Source organism: Mycobacterium sp. D16R24, from assembly GCF_002013385.1.
Taxonomy (GTDB): domain Bacteria; phylum Actinomycetota; class Actinomycetes; order Mycobacteriales; family Mycobacteriaceae; genus Mycobacterium.
Window position 1 is genome coordinate 25,731 of record NZ_MAEV01000027.1, and the last position, 24,292, is coordinate 50,022.

At 62.7% G+C, this 24,292-nt stretch carries 26 protein-coding genes and 1 pseudogene; 9 read left to right on the forward strand and 18 right to left on the reverse strand.

Annotated elements, in window-relative coordinates; translation table 11 throughout:
• Window positions 1–10 precede the first annotated feature (10 nt).
• The gene (locus B4383_RS21450) at window positions 11–472 is read right to left on the reverse strand and encodes an Hsp20/alpha crystallin family protein (protein ID WP_078293214.1); all 462 of its coding nucleotides are present in this window, start codon (window positions 470–472) and stop codon (window positions 11–13) included.
• Between the two features lie 178 nt (window positions 473–650).
• Between B4383_RS21450 and B4383_RS21455 the strand changes: the two genes are divergently transcribed.
• The 3 genes and pseudogenes from B4383_RS21455 to B4383_RS27260 form a co-directional block, all read left to right on the forward strand.
• The gene (locus B4383_RS21455) at window positions 651–1,310 is read left to right on the forward strand and encodes a VC0807 family protein (protein WP_078293215.1); all 660 of its coding nucleotides are present in this window, start codon (window positions 651–653) and stop codon (window positions 1,308–1,310) included.
• Between the two features lie 20 nt (window positions 1,311–1,330).
• Entirely contained in the window at window positions 1,331–1,999 is a 669-nt protein-coding gene (locus B4383_RS21460; RefSeq protein ID WP_078293216.1) for a VC0807 family protein, read from the forward strand.
• A gap of 47 nt (window positions 2,000–2,046) precedes the next feature.
• Window positions 2,047–2,607 (forward strand): annotated as a pseudogene (locus B4383_RS27260) (VC0807 family protein); the annotation flags it as partial.
• Between the two features lie 56 nt (window positions 2,608–2,663).
• On the opposite strand, the gene B4383_RS21465 reads toward B4383_RS27260, so the two are convergent.
• The 10 genes from B4383_RS21465 to B4383_RS21510 form a co-directional block, all read right to left on the reverse strand.
• Window positions 2,664–3,215, reverse strand: a complete 552-nt coding sequence (locus B4383_RS21465; protein WP_078293217.1) for a GNAT family N-acetyltransferase — start codon at window positions 3,213–3,215, stop codon at window positions 2,664–2,666.
• Between the two features lie 18 nt (window positions 3,216–3,233).
• Window positions 3,234–4,109 (reverse strand): biotin-dependent carboxyltransferase family protein, encoded by an 876-nt coding sequence (locus tag B4383_RS21470; RefSeq protein ID WP_078293218.1) that lies wholly within the window; start codon window positions 4,107–4,109, stop codon window positions 3,234–3,236.
• A complete protein-coding gene (locus B4383_RS21475) occupies window positions 4,106–4,741 on the reverse strand; it encodes an allophanate hydrolase subunit 1 (RefSeq protein WP_078293219.1) in 636 nt (211 codons plus the stop codon). Before B4383_RS21475 ends, B4383_RS21470 begins: the two co-directional genes overlap by 4 nt.
• Window positions 4,742–4,780: 39 nt before the next feature.
• Window positions 4,781–5,494, reverse strand: coding sequence for a queuosine precursor transporter (locus B4383_RS21480; protein ID WP_078293220.1), 714 nt, complete (start codon window positions 5,492–5,494; stop codon window positions 4,781–4,783).
• Window positions 5,495–5,504: 10 nt separating this feature from the next.
• Window positions 5,505–5,897, reverse strand: a complete 393-nt coding sequence (locus B4383_RS21485; protein WP_078293221.1) for a hypothetical protein — start codon at window positions 5,895–5,897, stop codon at window positions 5,505–5,507.
• Window positions 5,897–6,877, reverse strand: coding sequence for an ABC transporter substrate-binding protein (locus tag B4383_RS21490; RefSeq protein ID WP_078293305.1), 981 nt, complete (start codon window positions 6,875–6,877; stop codon window positions 5,897–5,899). Before B4383_RS21490 ends, B4383_RS21485 begins: the two co-directional genes overlap by 1 nt.
• Window positions 6,878–6,946: 69 nt before the next feature.
• On the reverse strand, window positions 6,947–7,528 hold the full coding sequence (locus tag B4383_RS21495; protein WP_078293308.1) for a TetR family transcriptional regulator: 582 nt from the start codon (window positions 7,526–7,528) through the stop codon (window positions 6,947–6,949).
• A 5-nt stretch (window positions 7,529–7,533) separates the two neighbouring features.
• On the reverse strand, window positions 7,534–8,601 hold the full coding sequence (locus B4383_RS21500) for an NAD(P)-dependent alcohol dehydrogenase (RefSeq protein ID WP_078293222.1): 1,068 nt from the start codon (window positions 8,599–8,601) through the stop codon (window positions 7,534–7,536).
• The gene (locus tag B4383_RS21505) at window positions 8,598–9,065 is read right to left on the reverse strand and encodes a DUF4334 domain-containing protein (RefSeq protein WP_078293223.1); all 468 of its coding nucleotides are present in this window, start codon (window positions 9,063–9,065) and stop codon (window positions 8,598–8,600) included. The genes B4383_RS21500 and B4383_RS21505 overlap by 4 nt, the downstream gene beginning before the upstream one ends.
• Before the next feature lie 66 nt (window positions 9,066–9,131).
• A complete protein-coding gene (locus B4383_RS21510) occupies window positions 9,132–9,725 on the reverse strand; it encodes a LysE/ArgO family amino acid transporter (RefSeq protein WP_078293224.1) in 594 nt (197 codons plus the stop codon).
• 162 nt (window positions 9,726–9,887) lie between these two features.
• Here B4383_RS21510 and B4383_RS21515 point away from each other — a divergent pair, with 162 nt between their 5' ends.
• From B4383_RS21515 to B4383_RS21525, 3 genes are all read left to right on the forward strand, one after another.
• The gene (locus B4383_RS21515) at window positions 9,888–10,775 is read left to right on the forward strand and encodes a LysR family transcriptional regulator ArgP (RefSeq protein WP_078293225.1); all 888 of its coding nucleotides are present in this window, start codon (window positions 9,888–9,890) and stop codon (window positions 10,773–10,775) included.
• Between the two features lie 104 nt (window positions 10,776–10,879).
• Window positions 10,880–11,920, forward strand: a complete 1,041-nt coding sequence (locus B4383_RS21520) for a hypothetical protein (RefSeq protein ID WP_078293226.1) — start codon at window positions 10,880–10,882, stop codon at window positions 11,918–11,920.
• Window positions 11,921–12,294: 374 nt separating this feature from the next.
• On the forward strand, window positions 12,295–12,930 hold the full coding sequence (locus B4383_RS21525; protein WP_353615632.1) for an ABC transporter permease: 636 nt from the start codon (window positions 12,295–12,297) through the stop codon (window positions 12,928–12,930).
• A gap of 61 nt (window positions 12,931–12,991) precedes the next feature.
• Here B4383_RS21525 and B4383_RS21530 read toward each other — a convergent pair whose 3' ends face one another.
• A complete protein-coding gene (locus tag B4383_RS21530) occupies window positions 12,992–13,609 on the reverse strand; it encodes a TetR/AcrR family transcriptional regulator (RefSeq protein ID WP_286144125.1) in 618 nt (205 codons plus the stop codon).
• Window positions 13,606–14,259 (reverse strand): TetR/AcrR family transcriptional regulator, encoded by a 654-nt coding sequence (locus tag B4383_RS21535; protein ID WP_078293227.1) that lies wholly within the window; start codon window positions 14,257–14,259, stop codon window positions 13,606–13,608. Before B4383_RS21535 ends, B4383_RS21530 begins: the two co-directional genes overlap by 4 nt.
• A 190-nt stretch (window positions 14,260–14,449) precedes the next feature.
• On the opposite strand from B4383_RS21535, the gene B4383_RS21540 reads away from it, so the two are divergent.
• Entirely contained in the window at window positions 14,450–16,144 is a 1,695-nt protein-coding gene (locus B4383_RS21540; protein ID WP_078293228.1) for an NAD(P)/FAD-dependent oxidoreductase, read from the forward strand.
• A gap of 361 nt (window positions 16,145–16,505) precedes the next feature.
• Complete coding sequence (locus tag B4383_RS21550) at window positions 16,506–17,000, forward strand: PEP-utilizing enzyme (protein ID WP_078293229.1); 495 nt, start codon at window positions 16,506–16,508, stop codon at window positions 16,998–17,000.
• 39 nt (window positions 17,001–17,039) lie between these two features.
• On the opposite strand, the gene B4383_RS21555 is transcribed toward B4383_RS21550, so the two are convergent.
• The 5 genes from B4383_RS21555 to B4383_RS21575 all read right to left on the reverse strand — a co-directional run bounded on the left by B4383_RS21555 (window position 17,040) and on the right by B4383_RS21575 (window position 23,254).
• Window positions 17,040–18,647, reverse strand: a complete 1,608-nt coding sequence (locus B4383_RS21555) for a PEP-utilizing enzyme (protein WP_078293230.1) — start codon at window positions 18,645–18,647, stop codon at window positions 17,040–17,042.
• Window positions 18,648–18,661: 14 nt separating this feature from the next.
• Window positions 18,662–20,173, reverse strand: a complete 1,512-nt coding sequence (locus tag B4383_RS21560) for a pyruvate, phosphate dikinase (protein WP_078293231.1) — start codon at window positions 20,171–20,173, stop codon at window positions 18,662–18,664.
• Window positions 20,170–20,703 carry a hypothetical protein gene (locus B4383_RS21565; protein WP_286150713.1) on the reverse strand — a complete coding sequence of 178 codons (534 nt, stop codon included), beginning with the start codon at window positions 20,701–20,703 and terminating at the stop codon, window positions 20,170–20,172. Before B4383_RS21565 ends, B4383_RS21560 begins: the two co-directional genes overlap by 4 nt.
• Window positions 20,704–20,828: 125 nt before the next feature.
• Window positions 20,829–21,743 carry a hypothetical protein gene (locus tag B4383_RS21570; protein WP_078293233.1) on the reverse strand — a complete coding sequence of 305 codons (915 nt, stop codon included), beginning with the start codon at window positions 21,741–21,743 and terminating at the stop codon, window positions 20,829–20,831.
• Window positions 21,740–23,254: a PEP-utilizing enzyme gene (locus tag B4383_RS21575; protein ID WP_078293314.1), complete on the reverse strand. Its 1,515-nt coding sequence runs from the start codon at window positions 23,252–23,254 to the stop codon at window positions 21,740–21,742. The genes B4383_RS21570 and B4383_RS21575 overlap by 4 nt, the downstream gene beginning before the upstream one ends.
• A gap of 245 nt (window positions 23,255–23,499) precedes the next feature.
• On the opposite strand from B4383_RS21575, the gene B4383_RS21580 reads away from it, so the two are divergent.
• Window positions 23,500–24,108, forward strand: a complete 609-nt coding sequence (locus tag B4383_RS21580; protein ID WP_078293234.1) for a TetR/AcrR family transcriptional regulator — start codon at window positions 23,500–23,502, stop codon at window positions 24,106–24,108.
• Window positions 24,109–24,292 lie beyond the last annotated feature (184 nt).

A 24,292-nucleotide genomic window follows, 5' to 3' on the forward strand; every position in this document is an offset into this window, starting at 1 on the left:
GATCTACCGGTTACTTGGTGATCTCGATCTTCTGTGCCTCGGCATTGGCGTACGCGCCAGCGATCTTGATAGTCAGGACGCCCGCGTCGTAGCTCGCCGAGATCGTGTCACCTGTCACATGGGTTGGCAGGGTGAAGGTACGGCGGAACTTGCCGTAACGGACCTCACGCAGCACGCGTCCTGTGTTGGATGCTCCCTGAGAAGCCGGCTCGTCGCCGTTCTGCTCGGCGCGTCCATCTCGACGCTCACCGGATACCACCAACGTGCCGCGCTCCACCTCGACCGTGACGTCCCTGTCGACGTCGACGCCGGGAAGATCGAGACGGACCAGGGCGTCATCCCCGTCCTTCGCGACCTCAGCGGCCGGAACGAAACCGGGGGTCGGCCAGCTGGTGGCCGGGCCGAAGGACTGGCGTACCAGCGCGTCGAACTCGGCGAACGGGCTGCGTCGTGTCCACACCAGATTGCTCATAGCTCTCTCCTCATACAGGGCCGGAGTCTCAACCGGCCGTCACTGGTACAAACTTGAGTGGCTCGCGCTAAAGTTCCGATTTCCGTACGCCCACGGCGAACGCTCTCGCCCGGCTAGGCGGAGCGCCGGTGTTGTGTGCCAGCCCGGGGTTCCCAGTTTGGTCACGTAGCCTCGCGCCGTGCCCGAGCAGACCGGCGAAACCCAGAAGTCGTCCGCGCGTGAGGTGTTGCGACAGGTCCTGGTCAGTGTCGGGCCTTCGTTGGGCACCTACTACGCACTGCGCGCGTTGGGGCAGCCCGAGATTGATGCGCTGATTGCTGCCACGGTGGTTTCCGGCCTCCAGGTGCTCGTCAAGGTGGTGAAGAACCGTAAGTTCGACGTCCTGTCGGGCTTTCTGATGTTCAACTTCGGGCTGAGCCTGGTGATCGCGCTCGTCACGTCCGATGCGCGCACGGCTCAGGTGTCCAACACCATTCCCGGCATCTTGCTTTCGCTGTTCTTCGTCGGAAGCGCGCTGATCGGCAAGCCGCTCACCGAACTGATGATCGCGAAGGCCCGGCCCGGACGCATCGAAGAGCTCGCGGCCGAGCACCATTGGACCGAGGACAACTTCCGTTCGTATCACCGGATGCATGTGCACGTGAGTTTCTGGTGCGGAGTCATCAGCCTGCTGCTCGCGGCGATATCGATCGTCATCATTTACAGCTTCTCGGTGGACATCGCCCAGGCCGTCAACCAAATCTTCTCTCTGGTCACCACAATGGGCCTGATCATCGGCATCATTGTGGTCATCCGGCGTTACCTGCAGCGCATGACGTACGACTCGCCCGCGGCCTGACGAGCGGATACAGTCGCGCGGTGTCCCTGACCACCGAACAGTCCGAAACCGAGAGCGGGATCTCGCCCCGCCAGCTCGTGATCGAGGGATTGCTCAATGTCGGACCCGCGCTGTGCGCCTACTTTGGGCTGCGCCTGGCCGGATTCTCGGAGCTGCACGCGCTCATGGCCGCTACCGCGGTCTCTGCCACCCAGGCATTGGTCAAGATGGCGTGGAAACGTGCTCTTGACCCGGTTTCGCTGTTGGTGGTGCCGATCTTCGGGGTCAGCCTCATCATGGCGTGGTTGACCCGCGACCCGCGCTTGTCGCAGGTCACCAACGAGGTGCCCGGCATGCTGCTGGCCACCTACTTCCTGGTCAGCGCTTTCATCGGTAAACCGCTGACGGAGCTGTTGGTCACCAAGTTGTGGCCCGGCGGCGTGGAGAAACTGGCCGAGGAACAGGGCTGGACCGATGAGGACCAGCGCTCATATCACCGGCTGCACGTCTACGTCAGCTTCTGGTGCGGGATCTTCAGTCTGTTGTTCTGCGCGCTGATGGTGGTGATCATCTACACCTTCTCCGTCGACGTCGTGCAGGCCGTCAACCCGGTGGTGTCGATGCTCACCACGGGCGGACTCATCGTCGGTGTTGTGGTTGCCATCCGGATGTACCTGCGCCGCAAGGAACGGGCGCTCTCCGGCCGGTAGATCCACTTTCTCAGGCTCTCTCAGATTGCGTCGGTACCGTCGCTGTGGTGAGTGGGTTGGGTAAGGGTGCAGGGAAATTCACGCTCGGGCACGCCTTGGTCAGTGCCGCACTTGGCTTGGGAACGTACTACGGCATGCGTCTGCTGGGTGCCTCGGAGTTGCACGCACTGATGGCCGCGGCAGTGGTCTCGGCGTTGCGCGTCATCTACACCGCCGTACGGGACAAGCGCTTCGACATTGTCGCGGGATTCATCATGCTGATGCATGGCGCGACCCTTGTGGTTGCGCTGCTGACCAGTTCACCGCAGCTGGCTCAGCTCACCCATGTCGTCCCGGTGGTGCTGTTTGGTTTGTTCTATATCGGCAGCTGCCTGACCAAACGACCACTCACCGAAATTGTCATCGACCTGATCCGCCCGGGCTGGGTGGCACGACATCACTGGGCTGATGCGGATCTGCGCGCCTATCACCGGATGCATGTGCGGCTATGCGTGATTGTCGGCATGCTGGAGTTGGTGCAGGCCGCGGTGATGACGGGCATCATCCTGCGGAACTCCGTTGATATCGCGCAGGTGGTCAACGGGCTATTGGCGACGGTCGGTAGCGCCGCACGGCTGGCGTTTGTCATCGCCGTGATTTGGGTCTTCTTGCGCCGTCGCGGGCATCACCACGCGTCGCCGCCGCGCCAATCGCAGGTCAGCGAGCCGGATGGGTCAACCCCGGAACTCATCGGCAGCACGTACACACCCTCATCCTCGGCGGGCACGATGCCTTCTGCCGTCATTACGGGAGTGGTTCCAAGCCAGGGCACCCAGTCGCGGGCCTGATAAAACGGGGCGACGTCGTCGCCGGCGCTGAGCGCGCCGAGTTCGTAGGCACCCCGCAAGACCTGTTCGGCCGCATCCATGATGGCTTTACCGAGGCCATTTCCGCGCCAATCGCTATCTACCGCAACACCTTCCACATATCCGGTGCGTAGTGGCCGTCCTTGATGCAGTAGCCGGCGCTGGATCACCGCGGCGTGGGCGATGAGTGTTCCGTGATACCAGATGAGCGCGTGCATACCCCCCAGGCAGTGTTCCCAGTCCGCTTCGGTGAAGTCGCCCTCGAATGCTTCTGTCAGTAATTCCCTTGCTGCGCAGCGTGTTTCGCTATCCAGATCGGCGGTGTGGATGAGCCGCGCGGTATGGGTCCGGATGACGGGGACGGTCGGCATCGTAGACACGGGATGCTCCTAGCTCAGGCGCGGTCGTGACCAATGGAACCGAACGGTTTGTCCTGGCCGCACCTGGGCAGCCAGATCGACATCGTGATCGGTGATCACCCCGATCACCGGATAGCCTCCGGTGACCGGATGGTCAGGGCCCAGGATAACGGGCTGGCCGCCGGGCGGCACCTGAATGGCGCCGCGGACCACACCCTCGCTCGGCAGCTGCCTGGCCGGGTCGCGCAGCTCCAACGGTTTGCCTATGAGTCGGGTGCCCACCCGGTCACTGCGGTCCGAGACGATCCAGGCTCTGTGGGTCAGTGCGGCGGGATCGATGAACCAGTCGTCGCGTGGACCGGGTACCACCTTGAGCTCGACGGTGTCATCGGAGATGGGGGCCACCGGCGCCAGTTCGACCTCGGGGAACGAGGGGGACCGCGGTCCGACCGGCAATCTGTCCCCGGCCTGCAGCGGCCTGGGACCGATGCAGGACAGGATGTCGAAGCTGCGTGAGCCCATCACCGGTGCCACGCTGACCCCGCCGCGCACCGCCACATAGCTGCGTAGCCCGCTGCGCGGTGCGCCGAGTGACACTACGTCGCCGTCCTGAACCTGGGCAATGCTGTTGGTGCCAAAGGGAATCCCGTTGATGGACGGATCGGTGTCGGCGCCGGTGACGGCCACCACAGCGTCACCGCCGGATACCCGGAACGACATACCGCCGAGGGTTACCTCGATGGTGGCCAGATTGTCGGGATTGGCCACCAGCCGGTTGGCCAGGGAATGCGATCCGCGGTCTGCCGCCCCCGAACGACCGACGCCCATGGCCGCCTTGCCGGCGCGACCGAGGTCCTGTACCAGCGCCAGCGGGCCGGTGCGCATGACTTCCAGCGCGGGTCTCATGCGGTCACCTCCTGGAACTGGACGCGTGTACCGGGAGTGAGCAGCGCCGGTGGGTTGCGGTCGAGGTCCCAGACGACGGCATCGGTGCTGCCGATCAGCTGCCAGCCACCGGGAGACTCGCGCGGGTAGATGCCGCTGAACTCGCCGGCGAGCGCGACCGCGCCGGCGGGTACCTTGGTGCGCGGGTCGGCGCGGCGAGGGATGGCCAGGCGCGGGTCGCCTTCGACCAGGTAGGCGAATCCCGGTGCGAATCCGCAGAATCCGACCGTCCAGATCGTTCCGGTGTGTGCGGCGATGACACCGTCCACGCCGAGGCCGGTGTGCTCTGCGACCTCTTCGAGATCGAGGCCGTTGTACCGGACCGGGATGGTCACCGGTGGTGATGTGGTGCCCTCGAGCGTGCCGGGCGGCGCCGCGCGCTGAGTCAGTCGGTGCCGAACGATGGGCTGGTCGGCGGGGCCGCGGAGCTTGAGCAGGACGGTGCGGGAGGCGGGAACGATATCGGTGACGCCGTCGATAGGGTCGACATTCAGTGCTGACGTCCACGCCAGCACTTCCTGCACGGATGCGCATTCGAGCAACAACGCCCGATCCCCGTGATCCCGCACCTTCAAATCCGTTGCGGTACTCATACTTCGACGGTACTCCCGTGGCCGCACCTAAGGGCGCATTTATCCCGCCTGTGTATAAGTAGGCTCGTGCTTCTTGATGTAGGCGATCACCCGATAGGTGATCGGCAGCATCACGATCTCCACCACGGACTTGAAGATCCAGCCCAAAGCGGTGTACGTCGCTAATTGGCCGAGGGTGTGAATACCCAGCGCGGTGGCCGCGATCGAGCAGAAGACCAGCGAATCGGCAAACTCGCCGACGACCGTCGAACCCACCAGTCGTGCCCACAGGTGACGCTCCTTGGAACGCTTCTTCATACGCACCACGACAAGTGCGTTAAGTGTCTGCCCAACAAGGTATCCCGCGAGTCCGGCGACCATCAGTGTGGTGATACTCCGGACGATGGTGGCGAACGCCTCCTGGTTGGGGTAGAAGTCGGCGGCGGGCAGCATCATTGCGGTCCAGAGCACCACGCAGGCCAACAGCTCCATCGCGAATCCGAGCAGGATCACCCGGTTGGTGGCGCGATATCCATAGACCTCGCTGAGCACGTCACCGATCACGTAGCTCAGCGGGAACAGCACGAACGCTCCGTCGGTGATCAGCGACCAATCGCCGACAACGGGCCCGAATCCAATTGCCTTGGTGGCAGCCACGTTCGAGATGAGTACGACTCCGACAAAGACAGCCGACAGCAGCGGATAGTAGCTGCGGCCGACCTCAGCGAAGACCACCTGATCCTGGGGGCTTGTCTCGACCTCGCTTGTCGCCATTCCGCGAAGTCTAGGGTGCGTGCTTGCAGTGGGGCGCGGGTGGATTTGTCGCGCAGGGCGGAGGGCGGTTGGGCATGGTGGCGGCCGAGTAGATCAACAGTGCGACTGACGCGAGATACACGACGAAGCCGATGGTGAAGGCGCGAAGCCATTGTCCGCGGGGGAGCGCCAACGGCAAGGTGCCTGCGGCCAGCAGTCCGAAGGGCACGGCAAGCGCCATTCCGATGATCAGCCCGTAGCCGTGCGGGTCGGCGAACGGATTCGACGACAGCCGCGGCGACAACACCATGTATGCCGCCAGTCCGAAGATGCCAAGCGCGGTCGCGCCCACGAGGCCCCCGACCACGCGAACTACAACGTCAACCCAGTACGGCTGTGCTGGACGGGCGGGCGGGTAGTTCATCACCCCAATACTCGCGCCAGCTGGGGGACCAGGTTGTCCACCACGTAGGTCAGGCTCAGCGGCGAGCTGAAGTTGATGGCGCCGGCCAACTCCTTGCCGGCGAAGATGCTGCGGTTCAGCAGCGCGGAGCCCAGCTTGGTGATCACCGGGTCTGCCTGCAGTGCGGTGCTCTGCTCATCGGATTCGGTGCCCCACAGCAGCACATCGGCCTGCCCGAGCACGCTGGCAAGCTGATCCGCTGGAAGATGTGCGAGCTGGTCGGCATTGCCGTAGCTCTCCAACTCGGTGGGAATGACCAACCCGAGGGAGCTGAGGAATCCGGTGCGCGGTCCGGATCGGTACGCGATGGCCTGTCCGTCGAGCAGTTCACCCTGCAGGTAGATGACCTTTTTATCCTTGAAGCTGGGGTGTGCCGACGTGGCCGAAGCGAATCTGCCGTCGACGGCTTGCACCACGGCGCCCATCTCCGATGGCTTAAACACGGCCTGTCCGATGGCCTTGGCCTGGTCCTTCCACGGCTCGAAGAACGCGTACTTGCCCGACTGCGCGATGGTCGGCGCGATACCAGACAACTTGTTGTAGGTGTCCTGGTCCAGCCCGGCGTCGGTGGCCAGGATGAGGTCGGGTTTTAGGGATGCGATCTTGTCGACCATCAGTCCGTCGGTAAGGGTGAGCACCTCGGGTGTGGCGGCACCGAGGCGATCGGTGGCCCACGGCCAGGTGGCGAAGGGGAATCCGCCGTACCACTCGGTGACCGCGGTAGGGACGATGCCCAACGCCAGCAGGTAGTCATGTTCGGTGTACCCGGCGCTGACAACGCGCTGTGGCGGAGTCTTGACCTCGGTGGTACCGAAGGCGTGCTTAATGACGGCGACGCCGTTGCGCTCGGAGGTGGGAGCAGAGTCCTTGGTGCAGGCGGCCAGCGCGGTGCCTGCGGCGAGCGTGGCACCGGCAGCCAGAAACCCGCGGCGGGTCAGAATCGCGGAGGGCACGTATCGAGGGTAGCTGCCACGAGCACACGAGGGGGCTTTGCACGTCGCGGCGACGTCTTACGGACCGCCCACCAGCCGCCGTGCTGCCTCAGCGGCCGCGGCGCGGCGATCCGCGAGCGTGTGCTCGGCGAGCGGCTCACCGACAATCCGGTCGATACCGAACCCGCTGGCCGCCATCGAATAGGCGATATCGATCAGCATCGTGAGCAGACTCATGGGATCCCACGTCGGGTCGATGAGCCCGGTCTGCTGTCCCCGGCGTACCTCATCGAGTTTCGCCTGGAAGATGCGGCGCAGCATGTGGTTGTCGAACATCCCGTCGGGGGCCTCCAGCTCGATCCAGCGCTGCAACCGAGCGCCCTGCGGATCGGCGACGATGTTGTCGAACAGCCCGGCGACGTACCCCGGCACGTCACCGGCATTGAACGGCACCTTGTACGGCGCGTCATTGATCCATTGCGCCACAACGGCTTCAAACAGCTGTTCCTTGCTTTCGAAGTAGCTGTACAGCCGCTCCTTACTGGCATTCGCCGTGGTGGCAATCCGGTTCAGCCGTGCACCGGCGAACCCGTACTCGGTGAATTCGGCCTTGGCGCCGGCCAAGATCCGATCGTGTGTGGCCTGACCCGCAGCGCGCATGGCACTCACCAGAGCAGCACGGGTTTGATCGCGGCACCGGACCGCGCGTCCGCCACGGCCTGATCGATCGCGCGCGCCGGGTACCTACTGATCAGCGATTCAATCGGAAAGCGGCCCTCTGCGTGCATGCGCAGTAGTTCCGGAATGAATTCCTGTGGGTTCGCGTCGCCCTCGATACATCCGCGAATCACCTTGCCGCCGAACATGAGGTCGGTGAGGTCGATCGTTCCGCGGGAGGCCCCCAGCCCCACCAGAACCAGCACACCGCGTTGCCGCAGCAGGCCGAGCGCCGTGGCGATGACGTCGGTGTTCGCCGTGGTGTCAAGCGCATGGGTGGCCCCGCGTGCCACGGAGGACACGTCCTCCGCCGTCGGGTCCACGGTGCGGGTCGCGCCTAACGCGACGGCCTTGTCGCGTCGTGAGGCCACCGGGTCCACCGCGATGATCGTGTGCACCCCGATCGCCTTGGCGGCCATCACCGCGGCCAGGCCGACACCGCCCGCGCCGAATATCACAAGACGCGAATCCGGTTCGGGTGTCAGTACATTGAGCACCGCACCGGCGCCCGTCTGCAGACCGCATCCGAGCGGTGCGGCCGTTGCGAGATCGGTCGACGCATCGACCACGACGGTGTTGTCGGCCGCGGCCAGTGCGTACTGCGCGAAACTGGATTGCCCGAAGAACGAGCCGAACAAGCCGTTCCCGTTCTGGGACAGTGTCGATGAGCCATCGAGCCGGGTGCCGGAGAGGTTGAGCCGGGCGGCACGGGAGCAGTAAGCCCGCCCACCCGAACCGCATTGTCGGCATTCGCCGCAGCTGCGGTAGCTCAAGACCACGTGGTCTCCGGGACGGATGCTGGTCACCTCATCGCCCACCGCCTCGACAATCCCGGCGCCCTCGTGGCCCAGCACCGCAGGGATCGGTACCTGTGCCTTGAAGGTCAGATCGGTATGGCACAGGCCGGTGGCGTGAATCTTGACGAGCACCTCATCGGGGCGCGGTCCGTCGAGTTCGACTTCTTCCAGCGTGAATGGAGACTCTGCTGAGCGGCTCAGTACTGCAGTGACTTTCACTGATCGCGTTCGAGCAGGAAGTAGAGGTAGTTGCCGCTGGCACGCTGGCGCTTGCCGTTCATGATGCCCATCAGCGTGTTCTCATCGACCCACTTGAAGTGATCGAAGGTGGGCTGGCCGTCGTAGACCATGGTGCCGGTGACCTCGCCGCGGAACTCGATATCCCACAGGGTCGCACCGCCCAGGCTCAACGCGTTATTGGAAAACAGCTTTCCGTCGTCGTCGTAACAGACGATGGGTTCGACATCGTTGATGGACGTGAAGATCTTGCCGTACCAGCGGGCGGCAGCCAGTTGACCGTTCATCTTGTGCCCGGTGTGGAACTCGTCGCCCTTCCAGCTGCCCAGCATGTCATCGGGTCGGACGGTGTCGAGCGCGGCCCAGATCTCGTCGAGATCGGCGGGGCTGACGTCCCTCTGGCTGCGAAGTTCGGCGAAACGAGTGCGGGCCCTGTCGACGTCCATGTCTCTCCCAAGTCAGTTGGTTCGGGAGGGACGCTAACACCGAACCAAATGGTTCGGCAAGGGCGATCAGCTAACCAGTGAGATGCCCAGTGCGATCATCACGACGGCGATCCCGGCATCAAGCACGCGCCAGGTTCCCGGGCGCTGGAACAGTCCGGCAAGATGCCGTGCGCCGAATCCGAGTGCCACAAACCAGGTGACACTCGCGGTCAGGGCGCCCGCACCGAACAGCCAGCGTGCGTCCTGGTGTGCGTTGGCCAGGGAGCCGAGCAGCACCACGGTGTCGAGGTAGACATGCGGGTTCAGGAAGGTGATGGCCAGCGCGGTCGTCAGCACCGCGCCGAGGCGGGCCGGATTGTATTCGGCAGGGACCAGGGTTCCGGGGCGTAATGCGCGGCGGGCGGCCAACAATCCGTAGCCGATCAGAAACGCGGCGCCACCCACCTTGGCCACGGTGAGCAGGCTCGGCGTGGCGGCGATGAGGCCGCCGAGGCCGCCGATGCCCGCGGCGATGAGGAGGAAGTCGCCGGTGATACACACGGCGACCACCGGCAGTACGTGTTCACTGCGAATCCCCTGCCTGAGCACGAAGGCGTTCTGGGCGCCGATGGCGGCGATGAGGGAGATTCCGGTGAGAAAGCCGAGAAAGACAACGGTCACAACGTCGACGCTAGGGTCGCGGCAATATGCAGTCCAGCTAATGATTCTTACTATGCATTAACATTTCTAATGTGAGGAACTCGCAGCAGCTGATCGCCTTCGCCGCTGCGAAAACTCTTCGCACGTGGCGCATACTCACAACGGTTGGCGCAGGTTTGGCATATGCGCCAAAAAACTGAGACTCGATTGGACGCGGGCCAACTCGCGGCGTTGGCGGCCGTCATCGAATTCGGTAGCTTCGACATGGCTGCCAGCGCGCTGAAGTTGACGCCGTCTGCGGTGAGTCAGCGGATCAAGGCACTTGAAAAACATGTTGGCCAGATCTTGGTTGTGCGTGAAAAGCCATGCAAAGCAACAGCTGCTGGGATTCCATTGGTGCGTCTGGCCGCGCAGACGGCGATATTGGAGTCCGAGGCACTGTCCGAGGCCGGCGTCGAAATCTCGACTGACAGACGAGTAGCAGTTGCCGTGAATGCAGATTCCATGGCGACATGGTTTCCTTCTGTGCTTGGTGCTGGTCTTGATGTGTTGTTCGACATCCGCATTGAGGATCAAGACCTTTCGTCACGGCTCTTGCGCGAGGGTGTTGTGATGGGCGCAGTGACGACTGAGCGAGTGGCAGTACCGGGATGTCGGGTGCGGCGCCTTGGGGCAATGCGCTACGTACCTGTGGCATCCCCCGCATATTTCAACCGCTATCTGGCAGGCGGGTTCACCGCAGATGCCGTAGCGGCCGCGCCTTCGCTCGCATGGAGCCGGGATGACGGCCTTCAAGACCAGCTTGTGCGAAAGGCCTTTCGCCGCGCTATCGCCAGGCGGGTTCACTACATACCCTCGACCGAGGGATTCGCCACCGCAGTAAGTTCCGGGCTGGGGTGGGGTATGTATCCGGAATTGTTGGCCGAACAGGTGCTGTCTGACGGCGAGTTCGTTCGTGCAGCGGACATGTATCTCGACGTGCCGTTGTTCTGGCAGTCCTGGAAATTGGATAGTGTTGTGGCTCGCTGTGTTTCGGACGCAGTAGTCGCGGCCGCTCGCGCGTTGGTGTAGGGCTTGGGGCATGTTGAAGAACATGATCGGGCCTGGCCTGCATAGAACAGCTAGCCTCGCATTCGTGATCAACCCGCCCGCAACGTGATACGTACGCCGCTTCGGTGGACTACGCCGTGGCTGACCTCAAGTTCGACACCGAAGAGCGCCGCGAGCTGGCGCTGCTTGCCGAGCATCTCGGTCTCAACGAACAGAGCCGTGCACGAGCACACAAAGAATTCCTGAACGGGCTCATCGACGCGGCCCTCGACGACGGGGTTGTGACCGATGAGGAATTCGAGCAGCTCCGCCGCATCACGGCTCTATTGGAACTTGACGACACCGTGGTCTGCACGCGCACCAACCCATACCGAATCATGACCGAGACCTTCGAACTTCATGCAGGCGTTCAGGTTTGCTTCACAGGAGCCGCGCAATGGCTGAACGGTGAGCCCGCCGAACGTGAGGAACTCGAAGCTCTTGCTCTCCAACACGGGCTCGAGCCGGTCACGTCAGTTACCAAGATGAACTGCCAGCTGCTAGTGGCGGCAGACCCTGCCTCGATGTCCGGCAAAACCAAAAACGCGCAAAAGTTCGGTATCCCCATTGCGTCGGCGACGGACTACCTGGCAGCCCTGTACACACGGTCGCCATTGACCGTTAATCGGCTTCCAGCCAAGGGGATAGGGCTAGTGTGCACGACTTGCGGCCACTCCTGGATGGCGGCCCGGCGCATTACTGGGCCTGTTTGTGGAGACTGCCGGCAAGAAGCGAAACCACCGGCCGGCCCAAACGACGGTCGAAACACCGCCAACAACGTCGTGCGTATGGAGCGCCTAGAACGCTGCCAACAGGCCGTCGAACTCCAGCACAACGGTGCTACCCGTAGACAGATCGGTGAGCGCCTTGGTGTGAGCGAGGAGACGGTGAAAATCCTACTGCGGGACGGGAAGTTCTACGCCACACCTGGCGAAGACCCGAGGCGGCTGAAGTTGGCGAAGCGAGCGGCCGAAGCCAGGGCCCGAGGGCTGTCCAGTGCAGTGTTCGGTGAGCAAGCCGGGCTCACCAAAGGCAAGACAGACGAGTCTTGGAAGGATGCCGACGTCCTGTTTGGTAAGTCCGATTGGTTATCTACGATTGCCGGGAGCACCACCGATGAGCCCTAACAGCTCTAAGGAGAAGATCGAATCTGCCCTAGATGAATTGTCCAGGTCGTAGGGATGAGCCGTCCGATCCTCGGATAAATACAAATTAGAAAACCTTGACGCTTGTGGGTATGGCATGCCCAAGGCGGGCCGTGCAGGCTCTCGAGTGGGAGCCCATGGGAAATCAAGTACGCGCCGGTTGAACTCGAAGCCCATTTGGCGTGGAAGAGCTGCGCCTCACTGGAGCGATGAAATAATTTAATCTAGAGTAAGTCACTGTCTGTGATCGTAAGGCGTGGGGCCGAAGGGAGAGCTGTGATGCTGTCAAGGTTGGGCGGGTAGTGGCTAGGGATGCGGCGGAATCTGCTGATTACGCCACTGATCGAGAAGACGAGATCGCTCAGCTTGCGAGTAAGCCAGGCCGTACCCTTGGTGGCTTCATTGTCTTGACACTAGACACGCTTGCCGTCATGGTGCGTCGTCCTATTGTGTGGCGAGAGTTCTTCCTGCAGGTGACCTCGATCGTGCGACTGGCGGCCCTGCCGACGGTCATGTTGGCGATACCCTTCGCGGTGATGGTGATCTTTGAGGTCATGTTGCTTGAAATAGCGCACCTTTCGCCGGACACCGTCTTGGTGATGGCGGCAGTAGGTGCAACGGCGGTCTGCGTGGACGTGAGTTCGTGCGCGATACAGAGGGAAATCGAGGTACTGCGGGCGGTGGGCGTAGATCCCATGCAGGCGCTGGTTGTACCGCGGGTGCTGGCAGGTGCGGTGGCCGCGGTGCTGTTGTCGTTCATAGTGGTTGCAGCGACCGGGGTCTTCTTCTTCTCGGTCTTTGGCCAGCACACGCCGATAAGTCAATTCATCGGTAACTTGATGTTGTTGGCACAGCCGTCCAATGTTGTCATCGGCGTGGTGGAAGCGGCAGTCCTTGGTCTGGTCGGAGGTCTCTTCGCTTGCTATAAGGGCATTTCCGCGAATGATGCAACGGCTGGAACGCAAACTGCTGTGTGCGAGCCTGCGGTCTAGGGAGAGGTGTAGTTGATGTCGCAGCCGCTGCAGCGGACGGCGGTCTGGAGGGGCGTGGCGTCTACAGCTGGTAGAGCGTTCTCCAGATGACGTCTGCTCCAGTGTCCAAGAGTGACATGGCGCTCTGGCGTGCGGGAACCACCTGCTGAAGGACTCGCTCCAGCATGGAGACTATCCACGCGGCCGTTGTTGCGGGCTGGAGACCGTTCGAAGCCCAGCCTTCTTGCTGCCCGCGCACGATATGTTGACGGAGTGCCCCGCAGATTGCGGCGAAGCTGTCGGCGCGAGTCTGGCGCAGCAGCGGATCGTGTGCGGTCATTTCATGAATCGCGTTGAGCACCACGCGGTTTCCGCTGTAGATATCCGTCAGCTGGTTGAGCATCTGCCGGATGGCAGAAGGTGTGGGTGGTCCTGCCGGCCACCACTGCGCCAGAACGATGTGCGCCCGTTCATCGAGGTCGCGGTTCCAGGCGCGGACCAGCTCGGCCTTGTCCTCGAAGTAGATGTAGAAACTCGCTCGGGAAATCCCTGCATGGCGTGCGAGCCGGTCGACGGTCAGGTTGGCGAAGCTCGACTGGTTCCCGTCGGCACATGATGCCGCGGCCACCGCCAAGGCGGCCAGGGTGTCGTTGCGTCTGGCGGTCCTGTTGGGAAGCCGACGCCTGGCCGGCCTGCTCATCGTTCGGGGAGCGAATATAGCGCTCGCCACACGATTTCGGTCGCCGCTGAGGTGTATTGCTCCAACTCTAATTCGGTCGCTGGGCCAACGAACAGCAGCTGGCCGTGCTCGAGCATCCACGTGATCCACACCGCCAAATCATGTGCGGAGTGCTCACCGACGATGGAGCCGGCGTTCTGTCCCTGGCGGATGTGTTGTTCGACTGCGGTGACGAAGGCGTCCATCATCCGAGCGAAATGATCACGTATCACGGGATCATGATTGGCCTGCTCAGATATGCTGCGCATGACAACTCTGTGTGATCGATAGGTGTGGAAGATCGTGGCGAACGCCGCCCTGTAATCGGATTGTTCAGCGGCACTGGGGAGCTCAAGCCATGAATTCGCTGCCCGTAGGAATTCTACTTGTACCGTCTCGGCCAAACTCGATAGCAGCCGGGTCTTGTCGCCGAAGTACTTATAGAACGTGGAGCGGGATACTCCGGCTTCGCGGATGAGGCGTTCGACGCTGAGTTCGGCGTATGTGGTTCCCTCTCCGGCCAAGCGCTCGATTGCTGTCGAGAGTCTCAGCCGGAATGACCGGGCGGCCGCTTCATCCCTTCCAGGGAAGCGATCAGCCGGCTGCTGTGGCGCGGGGAGCAGGGCTGACATGGGTTGATCCTATCCATGGTGGCGCGACTTCAGGGCTGCGCAACGGTCCACGCGCACAAGAGCGTTTCGATGATTCTCGAAGGGGTTGTGCGCTAAGTCACGTCCGCGTACAGTCTGTCTAGTCAGACTGTTTTAATTTACATTCAAATCAGTCTCCGGTCCGATCGGTTTGATTGCTAAGGAATGGTGAATGAGCGCAAATCTGCTCCCGCGTGAGGTTGATGTTGTCGTTGTCGGCTCCGGGCATAACGGGCTGGTGGCCGCGGCCTATTTGGCTAAGGCCGGGCTGGATGTCCTGGTGGTGGAGGCGGCGGCGACCGCTGGCGGGATGACGTCGACGAATCCATTTGCCCCAGAAGCGCCGGAGTACATGATCAATGAGGCGTCGATTCAGGCTTCGTTGTTCCGCACCACCACGATCGACCGGGATCTTGGGCTCTCGCGCAATTACGGGCTGCGCCAGACCGTCATTGACCCGGCGCACTTTCAGTTGGCAGCCGACGGTGCATCGCTTGGGCTGTGGCGCGATCCCCGGAAGACGGCCGCAGAGCTGGCATATTTTTCTAAGAAGGACGCGCGCGCACTGATCGAGCTCTACGAGGTGATTGATGCGGCGGTGGAGATCGGGCTGCCGATGATGCAGACCAGTGTCACTGAGCCCGAGGTCAAAAACATCCTCAAATCGGCGCGCGCCCTCGCGAAGAATCGCAAGCAGCTGATCGCGTTGGGCCGATGGATGTCCTCCTCGCAGGCGGAGGCGGTTGAGGAGAGCTTCGAGCACGACATGATCCGGGCGCCGTTGTTAACGTCCTTGCCCTTCATGCCATTTGACGCTGATATGTCAGGGTGGTCGCTGATCTACTTGGGCGTGCTCAGCAAGTATGGCGTGGCGATGTTCCACGGAGGCACCGGTTCGCTGCCTGAAGCGTTGATCGGGGTCATCAAGGATCACCGAGGTGATGTGATCACCAACTCGCCGGTGGAGGAGTTGATCATCACCAACAACCGGTGCACAGGTGTGCGAATCTCCGGAGGTGGTGAGATCCGGGCACGCCGGGGGGTGCTGACGGCCTGCAGCCCGAAGACGACGTTGACGAGGTTGTTGCCGCGGGGCGTTCTGGAGCCCAAGAAGCAGAATGCGGCCGACCACATCCCCACGCGCAAAAGAGGTATCGCCGACGCCAAGGTCAACGTCGCGCTGTCGGGCCGAGTGGATATGTCGAAGCATGAGAAGTGGCGTGGTGACGGGATCGACCTGCGCCAGGCGTGCAACTGCTACCACACCTATGAGCAAGCCCTGGAGGCTGCGCGGGCATGCGTGCGGGGGCAGGTGCCTGACGCGATTCCAGGTCTGGCGCAGGTGACCAACTCGTTCGATCCGTCGATGTCGCCTCCCGGAAAGGATCTCTGGTGGTTCTGGACCGGGCTCACTCCCTCCTATCCCGAGGAGGGCTGGGACGTCGCCCGCAAGAAGATCACGGACAGCATCATCAAGGACGCCGACGACTACTACAAGGGTGTCGAGGATCTGCAGGTTGCGGTGCGGCCGTTGGTCCTTCCCGATATCGAGGAGCGTTTTTGGGCCATTGACGGCTCGGTGTACCACGTTGACCCGACAATCACCCGGTTTGGGCCCAATAAGCCGGTCGCCGGATTCGCCGGGTACAAGACCCCGGTGGACGGTCTCTACCTGACGGGCTCGGGTACGCATCCGGTCGCTGGCATCAGCGGTATGCCGGGTCAGAATGCGGCGCGCATCATGCTCAAGCACCTTCGGCTGGAAGACAAGGGCGGCCGGTTGGGGGCTTTCAAAGACCTGGTGACCAACCGCAGGAACGCCCGCGATCCTTACGCGTCGGGGCAGAACGACCCTTTCCCGGCCTGATCAGACAATCCCGAGAGCACGTGTTCCCCTCATGAATGTTCAGAGAGGATGCAGCCGATGGCTGGTGAGGTCGATAACGACATGAGGGAGGGAGACGACCCCTTCGAGGTTGAGCCTGCTGGCGATCTTCTGTGCTCTGTGCCGCGACATAAACCGGCTGGAGCGAGACGATGTATTTCCATGTGTGGTCGCCCGAAGAAGGTGTTGGCGTGTTTGTGCACACCGGCAGGTGGCCGGGGGATCTCGACTTGTGGTGGGCGCAGACCATAGCGCTGCTCCCTGACGGAGAGCTCCTGGTGGATCGCTCGTGGGGTAGGGCCGCTGATGATCGAGGTCCGGCCACCGGTAACTTGCGGGTCACGTGCGTGGAGCCACTTCGTTTGTGGTGCTTGAACTTCGACGGTACTGGCGCGGTAGCCGGCAGGATCATCGGGCGTACTCCTCGATAGACCTGCCTCACGTGTGGCGCGGCGTTCCTCCGGCCGAGGTGCCTGGGCGCGACGGCGGTGAAAGTCTCCGGGATTGCCGGGAAATCGCGGGGATTGGTGTCAGCGCCGGAGTAGTTGAGGGTGTTGTTCACGTTGTGTTGGATCTTGATGAGGCTGATTGCTTCGATGGGAACGAGCCCATTGTCTTGGTGTGTAGGGCAACCGACCCTTCCTGGGCGTCTCTTTTCCCGCTCGCGGTGGCGGTGGTGACGGATGTGGGCAGCCAGATGAGTCACGCCGCAATCGTCTGCCGGGAGTTGGGGTTGCCGTGTATCGCCAATACTCGCAGCGGCACCTCGATGCTCCGCAACGGACTGAGAGTGCGGGTGGACGCCAACGCCGGGGTCGTCACCGTGCTTGATCGATGATGGACCGGATGGTCCGACGCGGACTGAGGTGAGGACCGCTCACCCGAGCGGACTCACGCTTACCACTCGGACCGTCCCGAGATCTCCGTCGACGGTGATGAGATCACCGTCGACGATCCGTCGACTGCCGCTTTCGGTGCCGCATACACAAGGGATTCCGAGTTCACGGGCCACGATGGGGCCGTGACTGAGGAGCCCGCCGTGGTCGGTGACTACGCCTCCGGCAACCAGGAACAGTGGAACCCAGGCGGGGTCCGTGGTCTCGCAGACGAGGATGTCGCCTTCGTCGAGGTCGATCTCGTCCGGGTCTAGAACCACGCGCGCGCGTCCGGTGACCACACCGCCGCTGGCGGCGACACCAGTGAGTGTGTCTCCTACGGCGAGGCGGGCCTGGTCCATTTCGGTGGATGAGATCGCTTGGGGCAGACCGCTCCAAGACTTCGGTAGACGAAGCTGCTGCTGTCGGCGGTAGCGCGCTTTACGTTCGACTATGGTGGCGCGTTGATCGGTCTGGATTCCGGTTGCCAGCGTTTCGTAGTCGAGGTGGAAGACGTCCTCGACGTCATCCATGACTCCGCGTTCAACCAGAACAGTGCCTATGCGGCGGGCGGCAGCCCGCGCGACATCGTAGGTCAGCAGGTATCCGGATTTACCTTGCTCGCGCAGTGCCAGGTAGCGGGCCGTCAGCCTGACAAGGGATCTGACTATGGCGCGCTTGGTCTTTGGCATGCTATCCAGCAGTTGTTGCAGTGCATCGTCGCGGATTCGGGCCTGCGCTGCGCTGCGCGCACGCGGAGTGCGTGGGCTGTCGGGACCGATTGCACGGTAGTCGGCTAGACGGGCGATCACCGGCGCTGGGTCTTCGCGCCAGGTGACGCCGGAGAGCTGGCCTTCGTTAGGGCCATGGTATCCATGGCGACTGGTGAACTCACGCAGGGTGATTCGTTCGTGAGCCAGTGCCCACAGATCGTGGGCAACCTCGTTCTCGTCGGAGCCGACACCGGACAACAGGGCGGCTTCCAGGCCGTCATGCCCCGCCTTTCGCGCAGTTTCGGCGACCTTCTCGGCCAGGGATGAGCTGATCATCGCAACACCCATATGCAAGCTCATAATGTCCTCGAACCGCGCTCGCGCATCGGCCAGTACCGCGAGACAACCTTGTTCGTCGAGCGTGTTGACGCGGGGGAGCTGCTGCAGCCGCCATCGGCGCAGCGTCGCAAACATCGCGTCATGACGGTGCGGCGTCAGCGTCAGCCAGCGTGATGCTTTGGAAAAGATGAACGGGTATCGCCTGTAGGTGTTTTCATTGACCGTTTCGGGGCGCGTAAAGCCGAACAACTGTTGTTCGACGGCGCTAGCAGTAGTGCCGGGCATGCGGTTGGCAATCTCGCGGAACTTGTCGATGTTGCCGGCGCCCCTTCCATTGAACACCGACCAAAAACAGTCTTCGGCTTGGTCGGGCACCGCCAGTTCGGCAGCGGAGTAGACGCCCAGGTCGTGGAACATTCGCCGGAATGCCATCTCCATGGGGGCGAAGCCGAAGCTCAGCCCCAGCGCGGTGAACACCCCCGGAAATGCCTCGGCAACATTGCCGGTCGTCCACATGACGCCGGGCCGGGCGTCAAGGGTGTCCAATGCGTCCAACATGGAATTTACGGTTGTCACTGAGTTCCTCCGCGTTGTTGACGTCCTTCGATCAACGCGATGATGTCGGAAGGCCCGTGGTCTGAAAGTTCCTCGCGCAGCCACCGTTCCACGGTCTGCAGATCCTCGTCCTGCGTCGATACCGGGGGGTCGACGGGCAGCGCGCCCATGTACACCGTGCCGTTGTCGGCGTCGACGGTGACGACCTCGCCAGCAAGGGATGTCACCGTGTCGAGGCCGCATCCGACGATGCATGGGACCGCCATCTCGCGGCACACAACGGCGGCGTGCGAGGTCGAGCCGCCCAACTCGGTGAGAACAGCCACCGACATGGACATCGCGGCAACGTCGTCTGGATCGGTGGTGGGCCGCGCCAGGATCACGTCCTGCCCCTCATCGGCGAGGTGCTCAGCCTCGTCGGCGTCGGTGACAACGGTTCCCACGGCGATGCCCGGCGAAGCAGGTTTCCCGGAAGCCGCGGGCACAGAGCCAGTGATGGCCGCGGGATCCAGGCGGGGGCGCTGTAGGGCCCGGACATGTTCGGGCGTCACGCGATTCAATGCTTCATCGGTGTTGATGAGGCCCTCGTGGCGCATTTGCACCGCACATCGGAGAGCTGCCTGAGGAGAACGCTTAGCTGCTCTGGATTGCAGCAGCCACAGGGCCCCCGACTGCACGGTGAATTCGATGTCCTGCATATCGCGACCGTGATGCTCAAGTACGGCTGTGGCGGCGAGTAGCTCGCGGTGCACTGCCGGCATGGTTGTTGCAAGAGCGTCAAGGTGCTGGGCGTCCTTACGTCCGGAGACCACATCCTCGCCCTGGCCGCGTGGCAGCCATTCACCGTACGGCTGGGAGGCCCCGGTCAGTGGATTTCGGGAGAAGAGCACACCGGTTCCAGAATGGTCGTCGAGATTCCCGAAGACCATCGCTTGTATGGTCACCGCGGTGCCGCCCTCGTCAGAGATGCCGCGGGAGCTGCGGTACTGGCGTGCACGCGTGCAATGCCAGGAGTCCAGGACCGCTCGTATTGCCAGATCAAGCTGTTGCCAAGGGTTTTCAGGCGGGACGATGCCGACGATCTTCTCGAACTGATCGATGAATCTACTGCGGGTGTCGGCGGCGTATGCGGGATCGGAGGTTTCGGCGCCCAGTGCGTTCTCGATATCAGTGTTCATTCCGAGGTTGAGAACGGTATCCATCATTCCGGGCATCGAGACGGATGCCCCGGAACGCACCGACACCAGCAGGGGGCGGTCGATCTGGCCGAAGTGCCGTCCGGTGCGCTGCTCCAAATGCTCCATCGCACTGGCCACTTCGGCGCTTAGGCCCGTGGGGATCTCCAGGCCGTTCTCGTGGTACTCGCGGCAGACGGCCGTGGTCAGGACGAATGCGGGCGGTACTGGGATGTTCAGAGACAGCATCTGCTGGATGCTCCAGGCCTTGCCGCCGATCTGGTCACGAGTCAGCTGACCGACACCGGACAGTGCCTGTACATATCCGATTCCAGGTGGGCAGGGGGCGCTCATTCGGCGCGTCCTGCGGCGGCCTCTTCGGTGCGGGACAGGCCGGCGAGGCCGATCAACTCTTCGTGCAGCTCGAACCAGACCGTGTGGTAGCTGTCAGCCAGAGGCTTGGCGAACCAGCTGTGATCGCCCGCCATGATGCGTTCGAGTGCGCCGCTCAACCGTTCCGGGTAATGCCCGAGGCGCGGCGCGGTCTCGATCATGCGTGTGAGCAAGGGCTGAAAGTCCGCGTCCACCGACGCCAGATCGTCGATGACAGCCTGGTCGTAGTCGGGGTCGTTGTGGTCGTTCGGCGTGTTGTCGGTCTTGAGCTGCCAGCGTGTCATCAACGACTTCAGCGCACTGTTGTGCGCGTCGAACTCCTCGTAGAGGCCGATCATGCGTGCCTCGTCAAGGGTCAGTCGCTCAAGGGCGAGCTGCTCGTCGAGATGTTCGCGACCACGGATCGAGAGTTTGAACCTGCCGCGCACTTCCTCGATGTGGCCGTCGATGGTCAGCTCTTGGACCAGTTCGGCGGCTTGGCTTTCGCTCATGCCGGCGGCCCCTGGCACTTCGTTGCCAGGAATCCTGCCCTTCAATCGCAGTGCCCGGAGTATGCGGAGCCGATTGATTTCCATTGTCATCTCCTGTGTCGTTGAGGATTTCGCGTGGGTGACCGTCAGTGCACTCGGTGAACGATGCCCTGCTCGACAAACCCTGCGCCCTCGTGCTCGCCGCAGCGCAGTGTCATGAAGTCGTCGTACGTTCCGAACGCCGGACCGTCGGTCTCGCGGCCCATCGGTACAAAGAATCCAGCTTGTCGCGCCATCATCGCGACAGTCTTGATCCGGCCATCGGCAAGGGTGAGGGTGCCGGCCAAGAACTGTGCGGCCGCGTTGCGTCGGAAGGCGATGTCGGTGATCAGCACTGCACCTGTGCCGTCGACCCAGTACCCATCCGATCGCAGGGTTCCGTCCGTCCCCAGGAACTTCATGGCGGAGACGAAGGCGCCGTCGACTACGCACACCAGGCCGGCATATTCGATCCACTGTGCGGCCTCATCACGGAAACCCCATGTGCGGTCGCGCATTCCGGTGGCCGCAAGGGACCAGGTGCGGCCGCCGTGCGCGATGGTTCCCTGTACATCGCACGCTTGTTGAAAGTGCTGCAGTGGCTTCCCGGGAACCAGCGGTGGGATGAGTTCGTTGAGGCTGAAGTCGGCCGGTACCCACAGCGCGGTGTTGCCGATGAGCACCTTCAGGTTTGGGTGATCGACGGCGATGGTTCCGTCCAGCCCGAAGGAAATCGAATCGCTTGTGAAGGAACCGGGAGGGAGCGTTTCGATGAGCTCGATGATCTGGCCGTCGAGGTACACCGAGAAACGGGCTCGGCGTGCCTGATCGTCATTGGGCGATGTCGAGACGTGGACTGTGCCATAGATATTCGATGTGACATCCCAGAATGACAGGTAGCCGTTGTCCTTCCATATCGGGTCGTTGGGTCCGGCTGAGTCGGTGTGTATGGGTGTGGCCAATGGCCCCCACACTTCGGCGCCGCCCGCATGCGGTGAGATGGTTCGGACGGAACTGGTCACAAGGAAGTCCTTTCGTTGGTGGGGGACGGTTGGAGATCTCGACTGATGATTTCGATGGTTCCGGCGGTGCCATCGACACGGATACGGTCGCCAGTGCGCAACGTCGTTGTGCCGGTGCCCGTGTTCATCACGCACGGGATGCCCAGTTCGCGAGCCACGACAGCGGCGTGGCTCATCATTCCCCCGATATCGACAACGAGGGCTGAGCTGAGGAACATCAAGGAGACCCACGACGGATCGGTGGTGTGAGCGACGAGAACATCGCCGTCGGTGATGTCTGTGTCGAGGGGATCTGTGACTACGACGGCACGCCCCTCGACGACGCCCGTACATGCACCGATGCCTGACAACGTGCCGCGCATCGCAGTAGGCTCACATATCGATTCGGGTTCGGGCTGTCCGGTCCATACCCTGGGAACTGCCAATGATTGGTATTGAGAACGTATTTCGCGCCTGCTAGCGACGACGCTGCGTAGGTCTACGGTGGAGTCGGTTGCTGCGGCACCCGTCAATTCATCGATGGTGAGGTAAAAGACATCTTCTGTCGCCGCCAGCCGCCCGGCGGAGAACAGCAGTGAACCGATGCGTCGCGCGGCTGCCCGCAGTACGTCAAGGCTTTGCAGATAGGCGACCTTGCCGGTCCCGCGTAATGGGATGCAGTGCCTAGCCAGACGCAGAATGATATGTGCCCGTAGCCTACTCGCCGGGCCCAGCGCGGACATCAGCCGACGCTCGGCCTGTTGTCTATGGTGTCGATGCTCGGCGGCATGCGCGCGCGGCGACGCGGTATCAGGTTTCGCTTGGTATCGACGGACTAAGCCGTGAACGGCGGCCAGGTCTTCCCGCCAGACGCGGGTCTCCAATTCGCCCTCGCCGGGTCCGTGATACCCGTGCCGTCGCACGAACTCCTCCACATCGAGGGATCCACGAGATGTGGCCCAGAGGTCGTCGAGCACGGAGCTTTCTTCGTGTGGCGATCCACGCAGCAGCACTGCCGGGTCCGCGCCGGTGGCTGCGCAGAGGTTGGAGAATTGCTCTTGGACAGGCTGTATCACGGTGGCACTGATGACAGCTTGCGCCGCCAGAGTGGTGAAAAACCGGTCGCGCGCTCCGGCGGCCATCTGCTGGGCGCTGGCGAGATCGAGGTTGGCGGCGCGCGAGGTTTCACGTCGCCACCAGAGGTCTGTGCTGATGCGCAGCTGTACGATTCGCCGACCTATCGTGGCGACGGTCCGTGGATAGCGGCTGATTATGGATGGTAACCGTCGGGCCGAAGGCTTGCTGTGAAAGTGCGGTGGGACGAATCCGAAGAAGTCGCGGGAGAGCGCCTCGCCGGACTGGCCGGGGATGAGGTCACCCATCTCGCAAAGAAAGTCCACGCGCACTGCCATGCGTCCGAAGAACGCATTGGTGATGCGTTCGAAGGGGTCGGACGGGATGATGCCTCGCTTGGCGGGCAAGGCGCCCATCGCGACGAACGGCTCGCGCAGGCCCAGCTCGCTGGCGGGCACCCAAACGCTCGCGCAGAGAGGGGTCATGACGCCGGGTACGGCCTCGGCGAGGTTGATCGAGCTCCATGTCGCTCCCGGTGGTGAGGCCGCGTGCAGCGCGTTGTCCTCGGAGAGTTGGTGTGCCGGGTGAGCGTGCACTGCGGCTCCCGTCCTTTTTGAATACTGAATAGAAACGGAAGTCTACGGTGTATATTTGCCCGGGTGCAAGGTTTCGGTGGAAGTTAGCCGCAACGAGGGGATGGTCAATGGCCCGCGCGGGTTTGAAGCTTGAGGTGGTGGTGCGGGCCGCATTGCGGATTGCCGACACCGAGGGCATTGAGAAGATCAGCATGCGCAACGTCTCACGAGCCCTTGGCGTCACGCCGATGGCCCTGTATCGGTATCTCCCGGACAAGGACTCGCTCATAGACGTGGTCGTGGACGAGTCGTTGCGTGATGTTCCGGTGCCTGATCCATCTGCACCGATGTCCGCCGAGCTGCTTCGCTGTTTCGGGAGTCTCTACGAGCTGCTGTTGGACCACCCGAGTTTGGCGCGTGCAGTCGGTGAACGCCCGATGGAAGGCCCGGTGGCGACCCGACTCGGCGACCAGGTGCTGACGCTGTTGGAGCGCAATGGAATTGGTGAGAGCGAGGCGGCGCACCTGCTGGTGTCGGCATTCAGCCTTGCGCTGGGATGCGCGCTCTACCGCGCTTCGCGCCGTGGACTGAGCGCGCCTTCTCGGTGGCCTCAGGCTGGGGTCCAAGCGCCGACCGTAGTGCGGCTGAGAGATCGCCTCTCGGCGGCGAGTGAGGATGACAGCGTGTTTCGCGAGGCGTTCGAGCGGCTTGTTACCGGCTATCTGCCGACGCAGTGAATCCCTGTCGGAACTCTTTGTGGTCGCGGCACCGATGCTCCTCGGAGCCTGTTGATCTCCTCTCTTGGCGCCCGCGTACTCCTTAATTTAACTGAGATTCTGATTGGTATACACAATGTATGGTCATAGTGTTAGTGTGAGCTGGTCCACATGTGGCTGTGGTTGTGGCGGCGGTTGCCGCAAG

Coding starts and splice junctions, on each gene's coding strand:
- B4383_RS21450 (WP_078293214.1), bottom strand. CDS start 472: ATGAGCAATCTGGTGTGGACACGACGCAGCCCGTTCGCCGAGTTCGAC.
- B4383_RS21505 (WP_078293223.1), bottom strand. CDS start 9,065: ATGGACGTCGACAGGGCCCGCACTCGTTTCGCCGAACTTCGCAGCCAG.
- B4383_RS21515 (WP_078293225.1), top strand. CDS start 9,888: ATGCGCCAAAAAACTGAGACTCGATTGGACGCGGGCCAACTCGCGGCG.
- B4383_RS21470 (WP_078293218.1), bottom strand. CDS start 4,109: ATGAGACCCGCGCTGGAAGTCATGCGCACCGGCCCGCTGGCGCTGGTA.
- B4383_RS21495 (WP_078293308.1), bottom strand. CDS start 7,528: ATGCGCGCTGCGGGTCAGGCCACACACGATCGGATCTTGGCCGGCGCC.
- B4383_RS21560 (WP_078293231.1), bottom strand. CDS start 20,173: ATGAGCGCCCCCTGCCCACCTGGAATCGGATATGTACAGGCACTGTCC.
- B4383_RS21555 (WP_078293230.1), bottom strand. CDS start 18,647: ATGTTGGACGCATTGGACACCCTTGACGCCCGGCCCGGCGTCATGTGG.
- B4383_RS21580 (WP_078293234.1), top strand. CDS start 23,500: ATGGCCCGCGCGGGTTTGAAGCTTGAGGTGGTGGTGCGGGCCGCATTG.
- B4383_RS21540 (WP_078293228.1), top strand. CDS start 14,450: ATGAGCGCAAATCTGCTCCCGCGTGAGGTTGATGTTGTCGTTGTCGGC.
- B4383_RS21565 (WP_286150713.1), bottom strand. CDS start 20,703: ATGAGCGAAAGCCAAGCCGCCGAACTGGTCCAAGAGCTGACCATCGAC.
- B4383_RS21480 (WP_078293220.1), bottom strand. CDS start 5,494: ATGGCGACAAGCGAGGTCGAGACAAGCCCCCAGGATCAGGTGGTCTTC.
- B4383_RS21465 (WP_078293217.1), bottom strand. CDS start 3,215: ATGCCGACCGTCCCCGTCATCCGGACCCATACCGCGCGGCTCATCCAC.
- B4383_RS21475 (WP_078293219.1), bottom strand. CDS start 4,741: ATGAGTACCGCAACGGATTTGAAGGTGCGGGATCACGGGGATCGGGCG.
- B4383_RS21535 (WP_078293227.1), bottom strand. CDS start 14,259: ATGTCAGCCCTGCTCCCCGCGCCACAGCAGCCGGCTGATCGCTTCCCT.
- B4383_RS21485 (WP_078293221.1), bottom strand. CDS start 5,897: ATGAACTACCCGCCCGCCCGTCCAGCACAGCCGTACTGGGTTGACGTT.
- B4383_RS21530 (WP_286144125.1), bottom strand. CDS start 13,609: ATGAGCAGGCCGGCCAGGCGTCGGCTTCCCAACAGGACCGCCAGACGC.